This is a genomic window from Vibrio sp. SCSIO 43136, from assembly GCF_023716565.1.
Classification (GTDB): domain Bacteria; phylum Pseudomonadota; class Gammaproteobacteria; order Enterobacterales; family Vibrionaceae; genus Vibrio.
Genome location: NZ_CP071848.1, coordinates 76672 through 95601 on the forward strand (window position 1 = coordinate 76672; position 18930 = coordinate 95601).

The 18930-nt window shown below is 47.8% G+C and carries 18 protein-coding genes; 11 read left to right on the forward strand and 7 right to left on the reverse strand.

All coding sequences use genetic code 11. The features are described from left to right. Positions 1 to 8: 8 nt before the first annotated feature. Together J4N39_RS00380 and hemC are read right to left on the reverse strand one after the other, a co-directional pair. Positions 9 to 743 carry a uroporphyrinogen-III synthase gene (locus J4N39_RS00380; RefSeq protein WP_252020957.1) on the reverse strand — a complete coding sequence of 245 codons (735 nt, stop codon included), beginning with the start codon at positions 741 to 743 and terminating at the stop codon, positions 9 to 11. Between the two features lie 2 nt (positions 744 to 745). After that, positions 746 to 1708 (reverse strand): hydroxymethylbilane synthase, encoded by a 963-nt coding sequence (gene hemC / locus J4N39_RS00385; RefSeq protein WP_252020959.1) that lies wholly within the window; start codon positions 1706 to 1708, stop codon positions 746 to 748. A gap of 356 nt (positions 1709 to 2064) precedes the next feature. Here hemC and J4N39_RS00390 point away from each other — a divergent pair, with 356 nt between their 5' ends. Continuing rightward, positions 2065 to 4596 carry a class I adenylate cyclase gene (locus J4N39_RS00390; RefSeq protein WP_252020961.1) on the forward strand — a complete coding sequence of 844 codons (2532 nt, stop codon included), beginning with the start codon at positions 2065 to 2067 and terminating at the stop codon, positions 4594 to 4596. A 60-nt stretch (positions 4597 to 4656) separates the two neighbouring features. On the opposite strand, the gene cyaY is transcribed toward J4N39_RS00390, so the two are convergent. Beyond that, positions 4657 to 4971 (reverse strand): iron donor protein CyaY, encoded by a 315-nt coding sequence (cyaY, locus tag J4N39_RS00395; RefSeq protein ID WP_252020963.1) that lies wholly within the window; start codon positions 4969 to 4971, stop codon positions 4657 to 4659. A 76-nt stretch (positions 4972 to 5047) separates the two neighbouring features. Between cyaY and lptM the strand changes: the two genes are divergently transcribed. The 7 genes from lptM to J4N39_RS00430 all read left to right on the forward strand — a co-directional run bounded on the left by lptM (position 5048) and on the right by J4N39_RS00430 (position 12352). Then, on the forward strand, positions 5048 to 5167 hold the full coding sequence (gene lptM, locus J4N39_RS23045) for an LPS translocon maturation chaperone LptM (protein ID WP_503063700.1): 120 nt from the start codon (positions 5048 to 5050) through the stop codon (positions 5165 to 5167). A 17-nt stretch (positions 5168 to 5184) separates the two neighbouring features. Next, complete coding sequence (gene lysA / locus J4N39_RS00405) at positions 5185 to 6438, forward strand: diaminopimelate decarboxylase (RefSeq protein ID WP_252020965.1); 1254 nt, start codon at positions 5185 to 5187, stop codon at positions 6436 to 6438. A 24-nt stretch (positions 6439 to 6462) separates the two neighbouring features. After that, positions 6463 to 7293: a diaminopimelate epimerase gene (dapF, locus tag J4N39_RS00410; RefSeq protein WP_252020967.1), complete on the forward strand. Its 831-nt coding sequence runs from the start codon at positions 6463 to 6465 to the stop codon at positions 7291 to 7293. 15 nt (positions 7294 to 7308) lie between these two features. Further along, positions 7309 to 8028, forward strand: coding sequence for a DUF484 family protein (locus tag J4N39_RS00415; protein WP_252020969.1), 720 nt, complete (start codon positions 7309 to 7311; stop codon positions 8026 to 8028). Continuing rightward, positions 7997 to 8926 carry a tyrosine recombinase XerC gene (xerC, locus tag J4N39_RS00420; RefSeq protein ID WP_286036821.1) on the forward strand — a complete coding sequence of 310 codons (930 nt, stop codon included), beginning with the start codon at positions 7997 to 7999 and terminating at the stop codon, positions 8924 to 8926. The genes J4N39_RS00415 and xerC overlap by 32 nt, the downstream gene beginning before the upstream one ends. A gap of 6 nt (positions 8927 to 8932) precedes the next feature. Continuing rightward, the gene (yigB, locus tag J4N39_RS00425) at positions 8933 to 9643 is read left to right on the forward strand and encodes a 5-amino-6-(5-phospho-D-ribitylamino)uracil phosphatase YigB (RefSeq protein WP_252020973.1); all 711 of its coding nucleotides are present in this window, start codon (positions 8933 to 8935) and stop codon (positions 9641 to 9643) included. A 177-nt stretch (positions 9644 to 9820) separates the two neighbouring features. After that, entirely contained in the window at positions 9821 to 12352 is a 2532-nt protein-coding gene (locus J4N39_RS00430; RefSeq protein WP_503063702.1) for a bifunctional diguanylate cyclase/phosphodiesterase, read from the forward strand. On the opposite strand, the gene J4N39_RS00435 is transcribed toward J4N39_RS00430, so the two are convergent. After that, the gene (locus J4N39_RS00435; RefSeq protein WP_252020977.1) at positions 12339 to 12935 is read right to left on the reverse strand and encodes a tRNA-uridine aminocarboxypropyltransferase; all 597 of its coding nucleotides are present in this window, start codon (positions 12933 to 12935) and stop codon (positions 12339 to 12341) included. The genes J4N39_RS00430 and J4N39_RS00435 overlap by 14 nt on opposite strands. After that, positions 12936 to 14441: a COG3650 family protein gene (locus J4N39_RS00440; protein ID WP_252020979.1), complete on the reverse strand. Its 1506-nt coding sequence runs from the start codon at positions 14439 to 14441 to the stop codon at positions 12936 to 12938. A 39-nt stretch (positions 14442 to 14480) separates the two neighbouring features. Here J4N39_RS00440 and J4N39_RS00445 point away from each other — a divergent pair, with 39 nt between their 5' ends. Next, positions 14481 to 14939 (forward strand): EVE domain-containing protein, encoded by a 459-nt coding sequence (locus J4N39_RS00445; protein ID WP_252020981.1) that lies wholly within the window; start codon positions 14481 to 14483, stop codon positions 14937 to 14939. Here J4N39_RS00445 and J4N39_RS00450 read toward each other — a convergent pair. Together J4N39_RS00450 and J4N39_RS00455 are read right to left on the reverse strand one after the other, a co-directional pair. After that, complete coding sequence (locus tag J4N39_RS00450; protein WP_252020984.1) at positions 14936 to 15757, reverse strand: Cof-type HAD-IIB family hydrolase; 822 nt, start codon at positions 15755 to 15757, stop codon at positions 14936 to 14938. The two genes, J4N39_RS00445 and J4N39_RS00450, sit on opposite strands and share 4 nt — an antisense overlap. A gap of 87 nt (positions 15758 to 15844) precedes the next feature. After that, a complete protein-coding gene (locus J4N39_RS00455; protein ID WP_252020987.1) occupies positions 15845 to 16825 on the reverse strand; it encodes an alpha/beta fold hydrolase in 981 nt (326 codons plus the stop codon). A 111-nt stretch (positions 16826 to 16936) separates the two neighbouring features. Between J4N39_RS00455 and rhtB the strand changes: the two genes are divergently transcribed. Further along, positions 16937 to 17554: a homoserine/homoserine lactone efflux protein gene (gene rhtB, locus J4N39_RS00460; protein ID WP_252020989.1), complete on the forward strand. Its 618-nt coding sequence runs from the start codon at positions 16937 to 16939 to the stop codon at positions 17552 to 17554. A 71-nt stretch (positions 17555 to 17625) separates the two neighbouring features. Then, positions 17626 to 18852, forward strand: coding sequence for an EAL and HDOD domain-containing protein (locus J4N39_RS00465; RefSeq protein WP_252020991.1), 1227 nt, complete (start codon positions 17626 to 17628; stop codon positions 18850 to 18852). Positions 18853 to 18930: the final 78 nt, after the last annotated feature.

The window sequence follows — 18930 nt, forward strand, 5'->3', positions numbered from 1 at the left end:
CTGTTGTCCTATTGTTGAGCTTTGCCAAGAGCGGTTAGCAGAGCCTGATTTGCTGCACCATTAGCATTTACGATCCGAGTAAAGCCGTGTTCAAGAGCCCAGTCGGCAATGCGTTGACTGGGGACTATCAAGTGCAATTGACGTAGCCAAGCGGTATGCTCGGGAGAAATGCTACGCACGAGTTGAGAGAGTTGCTCTCCGCTCGTCACTATGACGGAGTCGACCTGATATTGTTGCCAATGCCTCACTGCAACCTTGCCATCAAAAGGTAGTGCGACTCGTTGGTAGGTTTGGCTATAGCTGACATTCGCCCCTAGCGATACAAGGGTATCGAATATTAACTCTCGCCCACCATTGCCTCGCAGAATCGTAATACGTTTACCTTCTACTTGGTTGAGCTGTGGCAGTTTGAGTAGGTGTTCACTGTCACTCACGTCAGGGTAGTGTACTTTTAGTTGCGTCGCTTTGCTTAATTTGTGTGCGGTTTTTTGACCAACGGCAACATATATGGGCTGTGTAGGCCATGCTAAATCAACCAGTAACCGTTGTGCACCTTCTACGGCGTGCTGGCTGACGGCGATAATAATGTCGCTTTGATAAAGTTGCTGTGAAAGCTGGCTGCGATCACCCCAGGGCTGGATTTCGATAAGAGGGTGGTGAATAGCAATGTTGCCAAGCGAGGTTATCGCTTGGCATAGGGCATCTCCCTCTTCACCAAATCGAGTGACTAAGATGCTCGACATGATTACTCGTGTTCGCAGTAAAGCTTTTCTAGAATTTCTTTAGCCCCATCGTTGAGTAACTGCTGTGCAAGCGTGACACCGAGCTGCTCAGCTTGGCTGCGCTTACCACGTATTTCCCCACGAACAATCTTAGAACCATCGGGTTCGCCAACCAGCGCTCGCAGCCAAATGTCGTCACCCTCTAACAGAGCATAGCTACCAATAGGTACCTGGCAGCCGCCTTCTAAAGTTAGGTTCATAGCGCGTTCACACAATACGCGATCAGACGTTTCTTGGTGATTTAGTGGGGCTAATAGCTCATGTAGACGGGTATCATCGAGGCGGCATTCAATGCCGACAGCCCCTTGACCCACCGCAGGTAGAGACTGTTCAGGTTCGATAAAACTGCGGATGCGCTCTTCAAGCTTTAGGCGTTTGAGGCCAGCAGCCGCAAGAATGATGGCATCGTAATCGCCATTGTCGAGTTTCGATAGGCGAGTCCCCACATTGCCACGTAGCTCTTTGATCACCAGATCTGGGCGATACTCTTTTAGTTGGCATTGACGACGCAAGCTACAGGTACCCACCACAGCGCCTTGCGGCAGTTCATCGATGGATGAATAGGTATTCGAGACAAAGGCATCCCTTGGGTCTTCACGTTCACAAATAGTGGTCAAACCTAAACCCGGTGGAAAATCGACAGGAACGTCTTTCATAGAGTGCACCGCAAGGTCCGCACGACCTTCCAGCATCGCGACTTCGAGTTCTTTAACAAACAACCCTTTACCGCCAACTTTTGCCAGCGGCGTGTCGAGAATAATATCGCCTTTAGTTACCATGGTAACCAGCTCAACCTCTAAACCCGGATGGGCACTTTGAAGTGCGTCTTTAACATAATGGGCTTGCCAAAGGGCAAGAGGGCTTTTACGTGTGGCAATGCGAATAGGTGCTTGGCTAGATGCCTGATGAGCTGCACTTTGTGACATAGACGTTCCGTTCAATACATTCTAGTTATAACAAACAGACTTCATCCTACCACTGAGATCAACAAAATCTTACTGTTTCCTTGGTAAGGTGGTGAATCAGCGCCACAAATTAAACACTCGGAAAATATTATGTGAAGCCACTCACATTTGTAGAGTGTCAAATTACTCATTTTTGGGAAAATATACTGAGACTATATTTGGCGTGAATCCATGTCATGGATGAATAAAAATGGATGCGTAGTACGCTATTTCTTTACCTTCTGACACTAAAGTGTTAAATTGATCACGTTTTCAGCGTGGTTATGAATGTCTTTTAAACAGAAGTAACAGATTAAATTAAGTCAAGGATAGCCCCTTTGCAGGCACATATTGAAACATTGATAAAACGACTCGATCTGCTTAATCAGCAGCGCATAGACCGTGCGTTGGCGCTGATGGATATGCAGAGTCAGCGTGTTTTTCATTTGTTACCTGTCCTTCTTAATTACAACCACCCTTCTGTCCCGGGGTATTACGAACAGCAAGTCCCTTTTGGTGTTTTCGATTTTTCCCCAAACCCTTCCCAGCAACAATTCATCGAAGAAACTGAGCGCGCGCTCGGAGAGAAGCTAACCTCTGCTCCTTCTGCGGGAATTCTAGCGCTATATACGATGGGCAGTACCTCATCGATTGGTCAAAGTACCTCGAGTGATTTAGATATTTGGGTATGTGTCTCGCCTCTCATGAGTGCTGATGAGCGCAGCCAATTAACCAATAAGTGTCTGTTGATTACTGAGTGGGCGATGACGTTTGGCGTTGAAGCTAACTTCTTCTTGATGGATGAAGAGCGTTTTCGTAGTAATCGCTCAGAGGAGATGACCGGGGATAACTGCGGTTCTTCTCAACATCTACTTTTGTTGGATGAGTTTTATCGTTCAGCGGTAAGGTTAGCAGGGCAAAGGTTGCTGTGGCAGATCGTGCCACCTGAAATGGAAGAGTGCTACGACGAATACGTAGGTCGATTGTGTTCAGATGGATCGATCGACTGTGGTCAATGGATTAACTTTGGCCAATTGAACCGCATTCCAGCCGAAGAGTATTTTGGCTCGAGTTTGTGGCAGCTTTATAAGAGTATCGATGCACCTTATAAGTCGGTGTTAAAAGCGATTCTCTTAGAGGCGTATTCGTGGGAGTACCCGTCAACTCAGCTGTTGTGCATTGACTCTAAGCGTCGCTTCTTTGCTCATGAGCCTGATCTCTATGGCATGGATGCATACTATTTGATGCTCGAGAAAGTGACCCGCTACTTAGAGCGTGTCGGTGATACTCAGCGTCTGGACTTAGTGCGTCGCTGTTTCTACCTGAAAACTCACGAGAAACTTTCTCGCGAACCAGGTGTAGGCTCAGTCGCATGGCGTCGTGAAGCGCTGACCTTGATGAGTCAAGAATGGAATTGGGGTCAGGATGTACACGTACATCTTGATGATCGCCGTAATTGGAAAGTGGAACAAGTCAAAGTGATGCATGAGCAGCTATTAGGCGCTCTGATGCAAAGCTACCGCAACTTGATTCAATTCGCCCGTCGTAATGACATCACCTCCGCCATTAGCCCGCAAGATATCAGTATCTTGGCACGTAAGCTCTATGCTGCGTTTGAAGTGTTGCCGGGTAAGGTGACCTTGCTCAATCCGCAAATATCACCTGACTTGCACGAATCTGATCTTAGCTTTATTCAAGTCAGTCAAGGCCGCAGTAATCGTGCTGGCTGGTATTTGTATAAGCAACCACTAGAAGCGCCACAGATCATTGGTCAGCCATATCTGGAGCACAACGAGTACTTAAGTAAGCTAGTGGCTTGGTCATTTTTCAACGGTTTGATCACCGAATCAACCCGCTTACACTCTGTGGTTCGAGACGCTGATTTAGATATTGATAAGTTCTACCAAATGGTCAGTGACTTACGAAACACCTTCTCATTGCATAAGCGTCGTCCAACCATGCAAGCATTGGCGAGTCCTTGTGAGATCAGTCAGTTGGCCATGTTCATTAACTTTGAAAATGATCCAACAGATACCTTGTCTGCTCGCGACCTTAAAGCGGACATGAAAAACCCAGATATCTTTAGCTTTGGTGATAACAATCAGTGCTTGGTTGGCAGCGTTGATTTGGTTTACCGCAACTCTTGGCATGAAGTGCGTACCCTGCATTTTACTGGTGATACCGCGATGCTAGATGCGCTTAAAACGGTATTGGGCAAGATGCACCAAGACGCCATTCCACCAGAGTCAGTCGATGTGTTCTGCTACAGCAAGAACCTACGAGGCGTAATGCGCAATATGGTTTATCAGCTTTTAGCTGAATGCATTGATTTGCGTTTGAAGCCGATTGAGCAAGAAAAACGCCGCCGCTTTAAAGCGATTCGTGTGTGTGACCAAGTGTATGGCCTGTTTTTCGAACGTCGTGGAGTGTCGGTTCAGAAGCTGGAGAATTCCGTCGAGTTTTATCGCAGTATTTCTACCAACAAGCTTAAAGGCTCTCCACTGGTGATGTTGGACAAAGAGCAAGATCACCCATTGCCTGATATTGTGGATAGCTTTGCTAGTGAAGGTCTGATCCAATTCTTCTTCGAAGATATTGAGAACGGTTTTAATGTCTATGTATTAGATGAATCAAACCGAGTTGAGGTTTATCACCAGTTCAGTGGTAGCAAAGATGAGATGGTGGCTAACGTAAACCGTTTCTATACCTCTTCTTCATATCAAGATGATCTCAAAGTGGGCACGGCATTTACCAACTTTAACTTGCCACAATACTACCAAATTCTTCGCCCTCAAGATGGCGATGCTTATGTGGTGCCATATCGAAGTGAGCACTGCTCTAGTCGTCAAGACAAGGCGGTCAACGCTTAAAAAATGCCAACCTATTGTGGTTGGCATTTTTGATTGGGTGTTCAAGGCATTAGCCAAAGCTTATTCCCAGTCGATAGCTTCTTCAGCGTGTTTCTCACACTCTTGTTTCACCATCTCCATCAGCTCTAGCTGGGTTTTTGAACAGATCCACTCACCCTCTTGATACTGGAAGTGGAACCCGCCAGATTTAGAAGCCAACCAGACCTCTTTCATTGGCTCTTGGCGGTTGATGATGATCTGGCTTCGGTTCTCGAACTCCAGCGTCATGACGTTGCCATTCACTTCATAATCAATATCTGCGCCCGAATCATCGATCGCAATTTCGATCGCTTCCATCACTTGGTCTACCAATTGATGATATTCAGTATCATTCATCCTGCTCTGTCCTATTGCTTTTCCTGTTGTTGGTGCGATTATAGGGGGCATTGATGGATTAATCACGAACTGCAAAATGAAAAAGTCTTTCGCAGCACTGATTTTAGTATCAGTCTTGGGGCTCACTGGCTGTGGTCAGTCAGGTGCTCTCTATTTACCTCAGGAAGAACCGGCGCAGCAGCCACAATCGGAATAAATGCTAAGGAATAAACATTGGATTATTTTAATTATCAGGATGATGGCCAGCTTTGGGCCGAAAATGTCGCACTTACCGATCTTGCCGAGCAATACGGCACGCCTTTATACGTCTATTCTCGTGCTACGCTAGAGCGTCACTGGAACGCTTTTGATAGTGCTGTGTCAGAGCACCCACACCTTGTATGTTATGCCGTAAAAGCGAACTCAAATATTGGTGTACTTAACGTGTTGGCTCGCTTGGGCAGTGGCTTTGATATCGTCTCGCAAGGTGAGCTGGAGCGAGTAATCGCCGCAGGTGGTGACCCTGCCAAAGTTGTATTCTCTGGTGTGGGAAAAACCGCATCGGAAATGAAGCGTGCACTAGAGCTGAAAATTAAATGTTTCAATGTTGAGTCCGAGCCTGAGCTAGAGCTACTTAACCAAGTGGCTGGTGAGCTAGGTGTGATTGCGCCGATCTCGCTGCGTATTAACCCCGATGTGGATGCAAACACCCACCCGTACATCTCGACAGGTTTGCTTGAAAACAAATTTGGTATCGCTTTTGACCGCGCGCCAGAAGTGTATAAATTTGCCCAAAGCCTACCGAACTTGAACGTACAAGGCATTGATTGCCACATTGGTTCACAGCTAACCGATATTGAGCCTTTCATCGATGCAACTGATCGTCTGCTGGCACTGATCGAACAGCTAAAAGCACAAGGTATTGAGATTAAACACCTTGATGTGGGTGGCGGTCTTGGGGTGGTGTATCGTGATGAGTTGCCTCCTCAGCCTTCGGATTACGCTTCGGCATTGCTGGCTCGTCTGCACAACCATCCTGATCTTGAACTTATTTTTGAGCCTGGGCGTGCGATTGCGGCTAACGCCGGTGTATTGGTGACCAAGGTAGAGTTCTTAAAGCACACCGAACACAAAAACTTTGCAATTATTGACGCAGCCATGAATGATTTAATGCGTCCAGCGCTTTACCAAGCTTGGCAAGACATTGTTCCTGTGAAGCCTCGTGATGAAGAAGCGCAATGCTATGATCTGGTGGGCCCAATTTGCGAAACCGGTGACTTCCTGGGTAAAGATCGTAATCTTGCGCTTGCCCAAGGTGACTTACTGGCAGTTCGCAGCGCAGGTGCATACGGGTTCGTGATGTCCTCAAACTATAATACTCGTGCGCGTGCGGCTGAAGTCATGGTGGATGGCGATCAGTCTCACCTAGTGCGTCAGCGTGAAGCGCTTTCAAGCTTGTGGGAGCTTGAGCAAATTTTACCGGAGTAATCAGGCGGAGTACCCGAAAACACTATGCACTTTCATTTTTCTAAAATGCACGGTCTGGGCAATGACTTTATGGTGGTTGACTGTATCACCCAGAACGTGTTTTTTTCGACCGAGTTGATCCGCCGTTTAGGTAATCGACATACAGGTGTAGGTTTCGACCAATTACTGGTCGTCGAAGCCCCTTATGACCCTGAAACCGACTTTCATTACCGCATCTTCAATGCCGATGGTAGTGAGGTGGAGCAGTGTGGTAACGGTGCGCGCTGTTTTGCTCGTTTCGTTCGCATGAAAGGGCTAACCAACAAGCACTCGATCAATGTCAGCACCAAAAAGGGTAAGATTACTCTCCATATAGAAGAGGGTGATCAAGTGCGAGTGAATATGGGGGAACCTGTATTTGAGCCAAACAAGATCCCATTCAAAGCGAAGTCGCAGGAAAAAACCTACATTCTGCGTGCTGGTGAGCATACTCTGTTTTGTGGTGCTGTCAGTATGGGCAACCCGCATGTCGTAACCACGGTCGATGACATTGATGCATTAGATATAGAAAGCATTGGCCCACTTTTAGAGAACCATGAGCGTTTTCCAGAGCGAGTCAATGCAGGCTTCATGCAGCTTATCAGCCGAGATGAAATCTCTCTGCGCGTTTATGAGCGCGGTGTAGGTGAAACTCAAGCGTGTGGCACGGGAGCTTGTGGTGCTGTTGCCGTCGGAATCTTGCAAGGTCTATTAGCCAATCAAGTGAAAGTGCACCTTCCTGGTGGTGACTTGTTGATTGAGTGGAAAGGGGAAGGCCATCCTCTGTGGATGACGGGCTCTGCCACCCATGTGTTTGATGGGCAGCTCAGCTGCTAAGACTAAGGAGTCATTTTGTCTTACCCTGAAGCGGATGCGTTGACGGCGGAAGTTGTCGCTCAATACCTCCAAGACCATCCTGACTTTTTTCAAACTCGCAGTGAGTTGGTCTCTTCACTACAGATCCCGCATCAACAACAAGGTGCGGTCTCTTTGGTTGAGATCCAGATGCGCCGCCAACGCCAGCGCATCGAAGAGCTTGAAGAAGAGATCACCACTTTGATGTCTCTGGCAGCAAGCAATGATCGAACCTTTCATGATTTCATGCAGTTGCAAGAGCAGATTTTGCAATGTGATTACTTGGAAGAAGCCATCACTTGCGTGACAAAGACTGCAGTTAAACTCGGCTTGCAAGGTTGGGTTAAGCTGTTGGACTCTGCTGAGTCCAGACACCAGTTGAGCACCGAAACCTACCAGCGTTTTGCCATGAATCACTTTAATGGCAAACCAGCCTACCTTGGGCGAATGAAGAGTGCTGATCGAGAGGCGCTGTTTGGTGACGAGCGAGTACCAGAAATGGGCTCTTACGTGGTGCTACCGATGCTCAGTCGCCAACCTTTTGGTAAACCATTGGGATTGGTGGCCTTTGCGAGCGAAGATGGGGGGCATTTCCAACCCAATATGGATACCTTATTCTTGCGCCACTTATGTTTGGTATTGGCGCACATGGTGCAAATTTTACCATGGCGACGAGAAGAGAAGAGTGCGCATGTCAGCCACACCACTGCCCAATGAATTAGCGCGCCCTTTGGTGCGCTTTTACGAGTACTTGCGTGCTGAGCGAGACTTGAGCTTGCACACCCAGCGCAATTATAAAATGCACCTGACCAGCATGGCGCAAACCTTGGTTGAGATGGGCGTAACCGATTGGACTCAAGTCGATGCAGGGTGGGTTCGTCAGTTGGCCAGTAAAAGCATGCGCGATGGAATGAAACCCAGCAGCATAGGGACTCGCCTTTCCTCATTGCGCAGTTTTTTCGATTTTTTGATCTTACGTGGCACTTTGCAGGCCAATCCAGCCAAAGGCGTTTCTGCACCAAGAAAGCAGCGACCATTACCAAAAAACCTCGATGTTGATGAGGTGGGGCAATTGCTAGAAGTTGACCCTGATGATCCCCTGTCGATTCGAGACCGAGCTATGATGGAGTTGATGTACGGGGCGGGGTTACGATTGGCGGAGCTGGTGGATATCAATGTTAAAGATATCTCTTTTAGCCGTGGCGAGATCCGAGTCATAGGTAAAGGCAACAAAGAGCGGAAAGTTCCCTTTGCAGGTCAAGCCAAAGAGTGGGTGGGTCACTGGATGCGAGTACGAGGCCAGTTAGCCAATGGCGACGAACAGGGCCTATTTGTGTCTAAACAAGGGACACGCATTTCCCACCGTAACGTACAAAAGCGTATGGCAGAGTGGGGGCAAAAACAGTCCTTAAATAGCCACGTCAGTCCACATAAGCTGCGACATTCATTTGCTACTCATATGCTTGAATCAAGTGGGAACTTGCGTGCGGTTCAAGAGCTGTTGGGCCATGAGAATATTTCCACTACCCAAATCTATACTAATCTAGACTTCCAGCACCTTGCTGACGTCTACGACCAAGCGCACCCAAGAGCACGTAAGAACAAAAAAGGTTAATCCGTTATGCAGTTTTACCGTAAGTTGCCCGCTGTAAAGGCGATGAGTTTTGATCTCGATGATACGCTTTACGATAACTTGCCAGTGATCTTGCGACTAGAGAAAGAGGTGCGGGCTTGGGTCAATCAACACTACCCTAAATCTTTCGACCTAGATTACTCCCAGTGGCAAGCACTTAAGCGCCAGGTTATCGTTGAGCAGCCAGAACTGGTGCATGATGTGAGCTTGTGGCGTTACACTCAGCTGAAAGTGGGGCTTACACGCTGTGGCTATTCGCCACAGCAAGCCGAGCAAGCGGCTCAACGAGCGATGGAGCAAGTCAGTTATTGGCGCAATAAGGTACAGGTGCCAGAGCTTACTCATCATGTGCTGCAAGCGTTGAGTGCCAACATGCCGCTGATTGCTATCACCAACGGCAACGTTGATGTGGAGGCGATAGGTTTGTCTGGCTATTTCTCTCACGTGTTGCGGGCAGGTCCTGATGGCCGCCAAAAGCCTCACTCGGATATGTTTGATGAGGCTGCTCGATTACTTAAAGTGCCAGCTAAGCACATTTTGCACGTGGGCGATCACCTGACATCTGATGTGTTAGGTGCAAAGAGCGCTGGCATGAGTGCGGCTTGGATCCATCACAATGCTCTGCCAGCAGATAAGATGCGTATCCTGCCCGATCTATCTATTGCAACCTTGGATGAGTTACTTGCTCTGGCTCGGTAGGTTATCTGGCTCGTAACTCAATGGTATTTGGCTGATAAATTACCTACATTCTTCGAGCTAGGTCACTAATTGACGTATCAGCAGACAGATAATTACCAAAAGTTGATCCCAAACGACTGAGTTAGCTAAGCAGTGCCTTTATAGTGATGCAATCGCTTTCTGTTAATAAGTTGTAATATGCACTGCCACACTCTACTGATACAAGATATGCACCAGCTTCATGCTGAGCTCCTGAACATGCAGGTAGCTGAGCATTCGAGCTATTTGGTGCAACTCTTTTCAACACAGTCAGCAGAGTTAGCGCTAGAGTACAGTCAAGCGCTACGCCAGCGTTTTGGCGACCAAGTGACCTTGATAGGGCATAGTGCCAGCCATATTATTCATCATGGCAAGATTGTCGACAGCGGTACCTTGTTGGTCTTGACCGAACTCACCACCACGCATGTCACCGCCGCTGCGGTTTATTACACGGGTGACTTTACTCGTGACAGTCAGCTCCTAGTCGACGGTTTATTTCTCAATCGAAAATCCAAAGCGGTGATAAGCTTCGCCGATCAAGTGGACGCCAATGACTATCCACTGTTTGGTGCATTCAATAAACTCAGTCATGAGATTCCGGTAGCAGGTGGGCTGGCCCACCCTAACTTAACTGGGCGTTGGGTGATGCTCAATCAGCAGGTGCTGACCGGAGCGTGCGTAGCGATTGCACTGCACAATGAAAAGCTCAAAGTTTGGCGCGAGGCATACGCTGAGTGGAGTCCTGTTGGGCGACGCTTTCGTATTACCGATGCCGAAAATGGTGTGCTAAAGACCCTCGACCATCAACCTGCTCAGAGCGTCTATCGCCGTTACCTAGCTAATAATACTGAGTTGCCATTTGAGCAAATCCAAGATTTCCCTCTGATGAAGGGAGATGAAGCTGATCAGTCGGTCACATTGCCAATCCGCTACCTTGATGATGGTGCGATTGAATTCAATACTGAGTGGAAAATCGGCGACGAGGTGCGCTTTTGCTATAACCACCCGTCACTGACATTAGAGCAGGTGCGTTTGGGCGCCCAGCGACTTGCTCAGCATCGTCCTGAGAGCTTGTTTATCTATAACTGCTCCTCTCGCTTAGAGTTTATGGAAGGGATTGACGAGCTCAAGCCGTTATCGTCGGTGGCTGATGCCAACGGTAGCTATTGTATGGGGGAGTTGTTTCGGGACCACACCGGTCAACATATTCTCCACCACAGCTTGACCTATCTCGCCTTGAGTGAAGAATCCAACGTCACTGAGCTGCACTCTAGTTCAAACTATTATGCCGGCCACCAAGTCTCCCCGTTGTTTACTCTGATCCGTAACGCCATTAGCGATGTGGAAGAGATGAACAACAACATGGAGCAGAAATTGATGGAGCAGGCGCATAAGTTGACCGAAAGCTACCGCTTTGACCGTCGCACTGGCTTGCCGAACCGTCAGGTACTTAAAGAGCGTCTGGGTAAGATGCTGCAAAATGAACACTTATTGACGGTTAAACTGACCAACTTGAGTCAAGTGAATGAGAAGTATGGCTATCAAGTGGGCGATAAGCTGCTGATGGATTTGAGCCATTACTTCATTGAGCAGCTAAAAGATGGCTTTGGAGAAGCGGCCTCTTTGTACTCTATTGGTGTCGGAGAATGGGCGGCAATTTTCTACTCAGAGCGCACCAGTGCCTTCATTCGACAGAAGTTCACCGACTTTATTGACCAAATTGAACACGTCAATTTCGAACCTTATGGCCTTCCTGAGCTTGATTACTTATCGGTATCTGCGTGTGGTGGTTTAGCCAGTCGTCGTGATTTTCCTGAAGCCAGTGTCGATGAACTACTGCTGAAATCGATCGAAGCGCGCCGCCATGGCATGAAGAATAATCGCCACATGTGCAATGCCAAGTTGTTGGCGGGTGAAGAGCAGATGCGTCAAGACCAGCTAGAGTGGTTGTCCTGCGTCAGCCGAGCGGTATTGAATCGAAAAGTCGTTGCTTATGCACAGCCTATCTTCTCAGCTCACAACCACAAGAAAGTGTCTCAAGAGTGTTTGGTTCGGATCAAAGATGATGAGCAAATCATTCCACCGGCCAAGTTCCTGCCAATCATTCAAGGAACGCACCTTTACACTCGCTTGAGCCGTCAGATGATTAGTCATACCTTCGCTCAGATGCAGCACAGTAATGAGTCATTTTCGATCAATCTGTCGCCGCAAGATTTGATGAGCGACAAGACCTTGTATCTGCTTGAGCAGTCGATGCGTAAGCTCAGTAGTGCCAGCCGGGTCGGACTGGAAGTGTTAGAAACTGAGCAAATCAAAGATTATGGTCGTATGCAGGAAGTGTGCGACCACTTCCGTCGATTAGGCGCACGTATTATTGTCGATGATTTTGGCTCTGGGTACTCGAATATCGATGAGTTGATCAAGCTAGAGCCTCAGATCATCAAGCTTGATGGCAGCATTATTCGTAATCTTGATAAAGATCCAAGGCAGCGTCAGATCACCCAGCAGCTAGTGCGCCTGTGTCACGTGTTTGAAGCAAAGACAGTGGCAGAATTTGTGCACAACCAGCAAGTGTGCCAAATCGCTGAAGACCTGGGAGTCGACTTCTTACAAGGCTACTACTTGGGTAAACCTGAGCTGCTAGAGGTAAGCGCCGCACCGCAGGTGCCGTGCAGCGTTAGCTACTTGTGATCGATTTTAAGGCGTGACCGCTTTTGTCCGCTTTAAATGCATCTAGGGATAACGCAAAAAACCTTTCCAACTGATGGGCTTGATCATCAAGCCTACTGCATTTTAATACTTCAATACCCACTTCGCAGGTGCACAAATGCCCTTGTTGCTGATTGCGTCGCAAATGGTACTCAGAGTTTTGCTCTGGGACTAAATGAAAATGCGGCAAGGCCTGTAACCAAGGAGTGCGGTTATACATCTTTCGAGCTTCTTGCCAAGTCGCATCCAAAATAATGACTAGTGGATGAGGGGGGTCATTAAGGTGCTTCGCAGTCAATTGGCTGCTGCCCGTTGCTGGGTAGAGCAGTAATGGCGATACCTGTTGGTTGTTTATTTTGTCGATCAGTGCTTGAGGTGGGCAAGTACGATCCCACACCTCAAGTTGGCAATTATCCATACTAGCGGTAAGCCAGCGCCCAGTGTTGGTTTCACGCCTTAGTTCATTGGCGTGAGTTAACAGCAGCATCGACCAGTCGGGTGTGAGCTTGGGGATCAGGTGACAAATGCATTGGTGCTGCAAACCACAACCTTCACATCTTGCCATTTACATCGACACTCCGTCAAAAGGGGATCTTTCATCGGCAAATAGCACCGCTTTTAGCGCTGGGCGCGAAAGAATTTCCGGTTCGACGCTTGGATTCAGTGGGTATTTACCATTTTCAAACCTCAAGCGGTGTTCAGTAGAGCTCGGTACCCCTTTCGCTGATAGTATCAGGTCGTTCCATCCCTGATGTTGGGCTTCACTCACCAGTACCGGGGCTCGAACTAGTGTCATCTCGGTATTTAATTGCCACTCGCCTTGGTCATCTTGATCGAAAATCACCATTTTGCAGCCGGCGTTGCCACACCAGTTGAGCAGTGTCAGCAGCTCAGGCTTACCGTCTTGGTTAAGGTCATAGTTGAGCCAGAGGTATTTGGTATCGTCAGTGGTCTCGTTGACGCTGCGAGCATACTGGCGCACCGCTTGGTCAACATCGGCTTGAAAATCAGTGCGAGACTGAATCTGCTCGGGTTCCTCGCTGTTTTGGCTCGGGTCTGCTTTGTAAAGCACCAGCCCACCATCAGACAAGGTGTAGATTTGGCCATTGATCCGTTCTTTCTTTGCGATGAGCTTGTCATCTTGAAGGTCGTATATGCGCTCACTTAACAAAGGCTGCTGCTGATGGTGAGTCGTTGTGACATAGAGCTGCTGATCATTGAGCTGCTGCCAAAAACCACGCTCTTCTCGGGCACGTTCACCATTAGTGTAGACATAGCGAGTGATTGCTGTGTGGTCAGCCTCAAGCTCTAGTTCGACAGAAAAACCTTGGTTGTGATTTGATTGCGCCAGATAGATCCCTGTCCATACTTGTGTTGGGTCTTGGTTGCTGAGTGCAGCGCAGCCTTCGAGTGATGTGCCATCGTTATCTTTAAGCTCAGCATACCAACTAAAAATATCACCACTCATGCTATCGCGGCAGTTTTGATTGGATAAGATCAGTGCACCTTGGTCAGCAATGTAACGACGAGCCGTGAGGGTAAACTGCTGATCTTGGATTTTCCACTGTTTGGCTTCTTCGCCGAGCTGGGCAATATCTATGACGCCTTGGCCTAGACTTGCTACCCAAAAAGGCTCATTACCCATCGCCTGTGTTGGCACTTGGCGAGAGTTACAGCTCACCTCTTTGCTTAATACATTGATTCTTTGCACTACAAAGCGAGCATCAAAATCTGCCGCAAAGCCATCATTGCCCGGTGGAAGTAAGTAACCAATCACTTCGCCGTAGACTGGCTCATAAGGCTCGTTAATCAAGGTTTGTGCACGGGCATAGTCTTCCGTGCTGATATCTAGCCAGTACTGAGCACTGCTGCCACAAGGCTGAATTGAGCGAGCCTCATGACCGAGCACGATTTCACCAGCAAGAACGAAGGTTTGAGGCGTGATTTTTTGCTGATTTAACTCAATTTTGCTTTCTGGTGTCGAGTCAGTTTCTGTTGACGGTAAGCTTTGACTACAACCCGACAGAAATGCCAAGCCTGCAAACGAGACTAACAGCGAACGTGTTAACATAACGATTCCTTGCGGCGGAGAATTTGAAGAGTTTTTATTATGGCATATTGGTTATTTAAAACAGAACCAGACACCTTCTCTATTGACGACTTATTGACAAAACAAGTCTCCTGTTGGGAAGGCGTGAGAAACTATCAAGCTCGCAACATGATGCGTGATGAGATGAAATTAGGTGATTTGGTTTTACTCTATCACTCGTCGTGCAAGCACATTGGCGCAGTCGGTATCGGTAAAGTGGTCAAGGAATCATACCCGGATCATTTTCAGTTCGATGAGCAAAGTGACTACTATGATCCGAAAGCGAGCGAAGAAAATCCGCGCTGGTGGATGGTTGATATCGAGTTTGTCGCTAAATTTGATAAGCGAGTGAGTCTTGCCAAGATGAAGTCGATGCCAGAGCTTGCTGACATGCCTTTGGTGAAACGGGGCAATCGCCTTTCTATTATGCCCGTTACCGAGCAACAGTGGCAGGCGATCACCTCATTGGGACAGAGTTAGATTAGGTGCTCAAGTAGGTAGTGGGCGACTGCATCATCTGCGTTGCTGCCAATGACTTGATTGGTCGGCAGCGCTTTTTTTACTTTTTCGTGGGAGGTTTCCATCACTAGACCTCGGCCTGCCATGGATAGCATCTCCACATCGTTCATGCCGTCACCAAACGCAATGCAATCTTCTAATTGATACCCAAGTGACTGCGCTACCGCTTTAAGCGCTTCCCCTTTTGATACCTCTTTTGCCATCACTTCCAGACACCAAGGCGTTGAGAACGCTACATTCAGGCGATCGCCAAAGTGCGCATTGAGCTTCTCTTCGTAAGCTACCATGTAGTCGTGGTCTGGGTTGGTAAAGAAAAGCTTGGCGATGCCGTCGCTTGGGGCATTGTCGACATCAAACTTGGTGTAAGTGAAGCCTGTGTCTTTGTGGAATTTTTTCAGCCTCTCGTCTTCACGGTCTAGCAACCAAGTTTCGTTTTGGTAGACGTGAATGACCACATCTTTGTCTTCTTTGAACAGATCAACGATCGGTTGAACTAAGTCACTCGGTACATTTTGGCTGTAGATCAGCTCATCGTTGTGGTCATGTACACGAGCACCGTTGGAGGTGATCATGTGCGCAGGGATCCCCACCTGACTGCGAATGCCTGCAACGTCAATGTGGTGACGACCGGTGGCGAAAATAAAGTGGAAGCCTTGATTGTGTAAGTCGACCAAAGTTTTTTTGGTAAACGCACTCAGTTGGTGATCGGGGGCAAGCAAGGTTCCATCAAGGTCTGAGGCAACGATTTTAAACTGAGCAGGTTTTTGTACTTGAGTCATAACACGTCCAATAGGTTAACAACGATTCGGAAAGAGATTTTAATCTATTTCGCAGCGTTTAAAGAGGGTAAACCAGAGTTTCCCCTTTTAGTGATTCTGGTTTTGGCGCTGGTGGAAAAAGTCACAGATTGCCTCAAGTGCTTGATTTCTTACGCCATCAACGTCAAACAGTAGCTCATGCTTGGCGCTAGCAATGGTGATGAAGCCAGTTTCCGGCCGCTGGTCAACAAAGCGTAAGTGCGCCTTATTGTCTACGATGGTATCGCTGCCTGCTTGGATAAGTAGTGTGGGCGTTTTCAATGCTTTGGCTTGATCAATACAGAGTTTACTCGCACTAAGAGCTTGGTACACCCAGTGGGCACTTGGACCACCGAGTTGTAGCTCTGGCATCTGATCATATAGATTGCGAAACCACGTATATCGAGCCTGACTGCTGCTGAGCGGATTGGTTGCAAAAGGTTTCGGATAATACGGCTGATGACCCGGAGCGTAGTTTGGCTTGGTGGATAACTTTGCAATCACCGCACTTAGCGCAATGGCAAAGGGTTTGAGATACCATGCGACGTGAGCTCCAAACATGGGAGCACTCAGTGCAAGCCCTTTGCAGCTACTTTCCGGCTGTTGCTGAAGGTAGCGAGTGGCGATGGCACCACCCATAGAGTGACCTAGCATATACCAGTGCTCGTAGCCCTCGATATTCCAATGGGAGAGTACGCTATTTAGGTCTTCAATGTAGTCTTCAAACTTGTCGACATATCCCATTTGAACATCGTCTATCAACCGATCTGATTTTCCTTGGCCTCTGTGGTCAAAGCTATAAACATCATATCCTTGATTGAATAGGTCAAAAAACAGCTCTTGGTATTTCCAAGCACTTTCGATGCGCCCATTGACGACGACGACTGCTTTGGTGTGCTCAGGGTGGGTGAGTTTCACTTGGTAGATTTGTCGTCCTGCTTTTCCTACGATAAAACCGTCTTGCCTTTGCTGCCAAAAAGGCGCAATCTGGCTTTCCATGGTGGTTAATAATTGGTCTTCTTGGGTAAAAGGTTTCAAGGCAAAGGTCATATCGGCTCTTATTCGATTATGTACAGCAAGTTAGAGTATATCAGGATTGATTACCGATATAGTATGCCACTCCAATGACGGGGTGATGATAATTGTATTGCGGGGAGTAGTATGGATATTCAAGTTTGGCTGGCTTATGTATTGACGGCGATAGTATTTAGTTTGGCGCCGGGTTCGGGCACTGTAAATTCGGTCAGCAATGGTATTAGCTTAGGGCTTAAACGCTCTGTGCCAGCCATTGTAGGTCTGCAAGTCGGTTTGATGATTCATATTCTGCTGGTCGGTGCAGGTATTGGTACTCTGGTCGCTCAGTCCGCAACGGCATTTACTATCATCAAGTGGGTAGGGGTGCTGTACTTAGTTTATTTGGGGATCAGCAAATGGCGTGATAGCAGCTCGCTTGCTATTGATCAAGGCACAGGTGAGGTACAAGGAAGCAAGCTGCTTAAGAAAGCAGTGCTGATCAATTTAACCAATCCTAAATCTATCGTTTTTTTGGTGGCACTGTTTCCTCAGTTTATTGACCCTGCGGGCAGTCAATTGACCCAACTGGCGATCCTTGGTGTGACCACAGTTATTATTGATTCTATCGTGATGGTGTTTTATACCGGGCTGGCCTCTCAGTTAAGCCGATTTGTGCGTTCGTCTTCACAGATGGCGAAATTAAACAAATTATTTGGCGGAATGTTCGTTGGGTGCGGATTTTTGCTTGCTGGAGCAAGAGCTTAGTTGTCGGACGGTGGACTTTTAAGCTATTCTTAGCGCTTCTTGATTCGGCGATAAACATGTGAAGTACCAATATGTATACTTACGTTGCTAGGCAACCCATTCTTAATGGAAAGCGCCATACTTTAGGGTATGAACTTCTATTTCGTGATGGTGAAAATAATGCCTTTCCAGCGCATGTAGATTCTAACCGTGCGACATACCGGTTAATCGCCGAAAATTTCCTCTCTTTTCAAGAGCTGACCACAGCGCAACCACTGCGTTATTTTATTAATTTCTCCCACGAGAGTTTGGTGCGTCTGTTGCCGATGGCGCTGCCAAAAGAGCATATCGTGGTGGAAATTCTAGAGACCTGTCGTCCAACCGATGAGCTGCTGCAAGCTGTTCGTTATCTGCACCGCAATGGCTACAAAATCGCCTTAGATGACTTTGACTTAGGGCCAGAGTGGCAACGGTTTTTGCCATTTGCTCGCATCATCAAGATCGATTTAATGCAAGTGGGCGTCGAGAAGGCGTGTGAGTATGTGCAAGCCCGTCGCAGCCAAGGGTGCAGTCGTAAATATGTGGCGGAGCGAGTCGAGACCGCCGAAGAGTTTGCCGCCACTCAAGCCGCAGGCTTTCATTTTTTCCAAGGCTATTTCTTTAGCAAGCCAGAGATCATTCGTAATCGCGCTGTAAAACCAGAACAAGTACTGGCGATGCAACTGTTTTACGAGGTGTGTAAGCCGCAAGTGGATTACAAGAAAGTGGAGTTCCTTATCTCTGGTGATGTGTCATTAAGTTATCAGTTGCTGAAGTTCGTGAATGGGTTTAGCCATCGCATTACGGTGCCAATTTCCTCTTTTAAGCAGGCGTTGGTCTATCTAGGACAAGACAGACTAAAACAGTTTGTATCGCTGGTGGTGGCCTCTTACGTGGCGATAAATAAGCCCGCCGAGTTGCGTAAGCTCAGTTTGCAACGAGCACGATTTTGCCATTTGATGACTCGCTACCAACCATTCAGTGATCAGCGTGACCAAGCCTTTCTGCTCGGGCTGCTGTCATTGCTCGATAGCTTTCTCGATCAATCGATGGACCATCTGCTCAGCCAGTTGCCGTTAAGCACCGAGCTCAACGTAGCTTTGTTAGAACGAGGTGGAGTGTTGGGTCGCTTGTTAGCATTAGAAGAGCAGTTCGAGCAAGCGAACTGGTTGCAGGTCGAGAATCTATGTAAGCAGCTCAAGTTGGAAGTCAGCGATGTAAAGCACGAGCTGGTTCAAGCCATGGCGTGGAGTGAGCAAATTCAGGCGTCACTGGAGTAACGCACCCACTTTTTCATCTGAAGGCTCAGATGAAAGTTTTGTGACAAAGCCGGTCATTTTGTTGACCTGCTTTTTTTA

What these genes read in the sequence shown, in the direction of transcription:
- J4N39_RS00380 (WP_252020957.1), bottom strand. Translation starts at nt 743, where the DNA reads ATGTCGAGCATCTTAGTCACTCGATTTGGTGAAGAGGGAGATGCCCTA.
- hemC (WP_252020959.1), bottom strand. Translation starts at nt 1,708, where the DNA reads ATGTCACAAAGTGCAGCTCATCAGGCATCTAGCCAAGCACCTATTCGC.
- cyaY (WP_252020963.1), bottom strand. Translation starts at nt 4,971, where the DNA reads ATGAATGATACTGAATATCATCAATTGGTAGACCAAGTGATGGAAGCG.
- lptM (WP_503063700.1), top strand. Translation starts at nt 5,048, where the DNA reads ATGAAAAAGTCTTTCGCAGCACTGATTTTAGTATCAGTCTTGGGGCTC.
- dapF (WP_252020967.1), top strand. Translation starts at nt 6,463, where the DNA reads ATGCACTTTCATTTTTCTAAAATGCACGGTCTGGGCAATGACTTTATG.
- yigB (WP_252020973.1), top strand. Translation starts at nt 8,933, where the DNA reads ATGCAGTTTTACCGTAAGTTGCCCGCTGTAAAGGCGATGAGTTTTGAT.
- J4N39_RS00430 (WP_503063702.1), top strand. Translation starts at nt 9,821, where the DNA reads ATGCACTGCCACACTCTACTGATACAAGATATGCACCAGCTTCATGCT.
- J4N39_RS00435 (WP_252020977.1), bottom strand. Translation starts at nt 12,935, where the DNA reads ATGGCAAGATGTGAAGGTTGTGGTTTGCAGCACCAATGCATTTGTCAC.
- J4N39_RS00440 (WP_252020979.1), bottom strand. Translation starts at nt 14,441, where the DNA reads ATGTTAACACGTTCGCTGTTAGTCTCGTTTGCAGGCTTGGCATTTCTG.
- J4N39_RS00445 (WP_252020981.1), top strand. Translation starts at nt 14,481, where the DNA reads ATGGCATATTGGTTATTTAAAACAGAACCAGACACCTTCTCTATTGAC.
- J4N39_RS00450 (WP_252020984.1), bottom strand. Translation starts at nt 15,757, where the DNA reads ATGACTCAAGTACAAAAACCTGCTCAGTTTAAAATCGTTGCCTCAGAC.
- J4N39_RS00455 (WP_252020987.1), bottom strand. Translation starts at nt 16,825, where the DNA reads ATGACCTTTGCCTTGAAACCTTTTACCCAAGAAGACCAATTATTAACC.
- rhtB (WP_252020989.1), top strand. Translation starts at nt 16,937, where the DNA reads ATGGATATTCAAGTTTGGCTGGCTTATGTATTGACGGCGATAGTATTT.
- J4N39_RS00465 (WP_252020991.1), top strand. Translation starts at nt 17,626, where the DNA reads ATGTATACTTACGTTGCTAGGCAACCCATTCTTAATGGAAAGCGCCAT.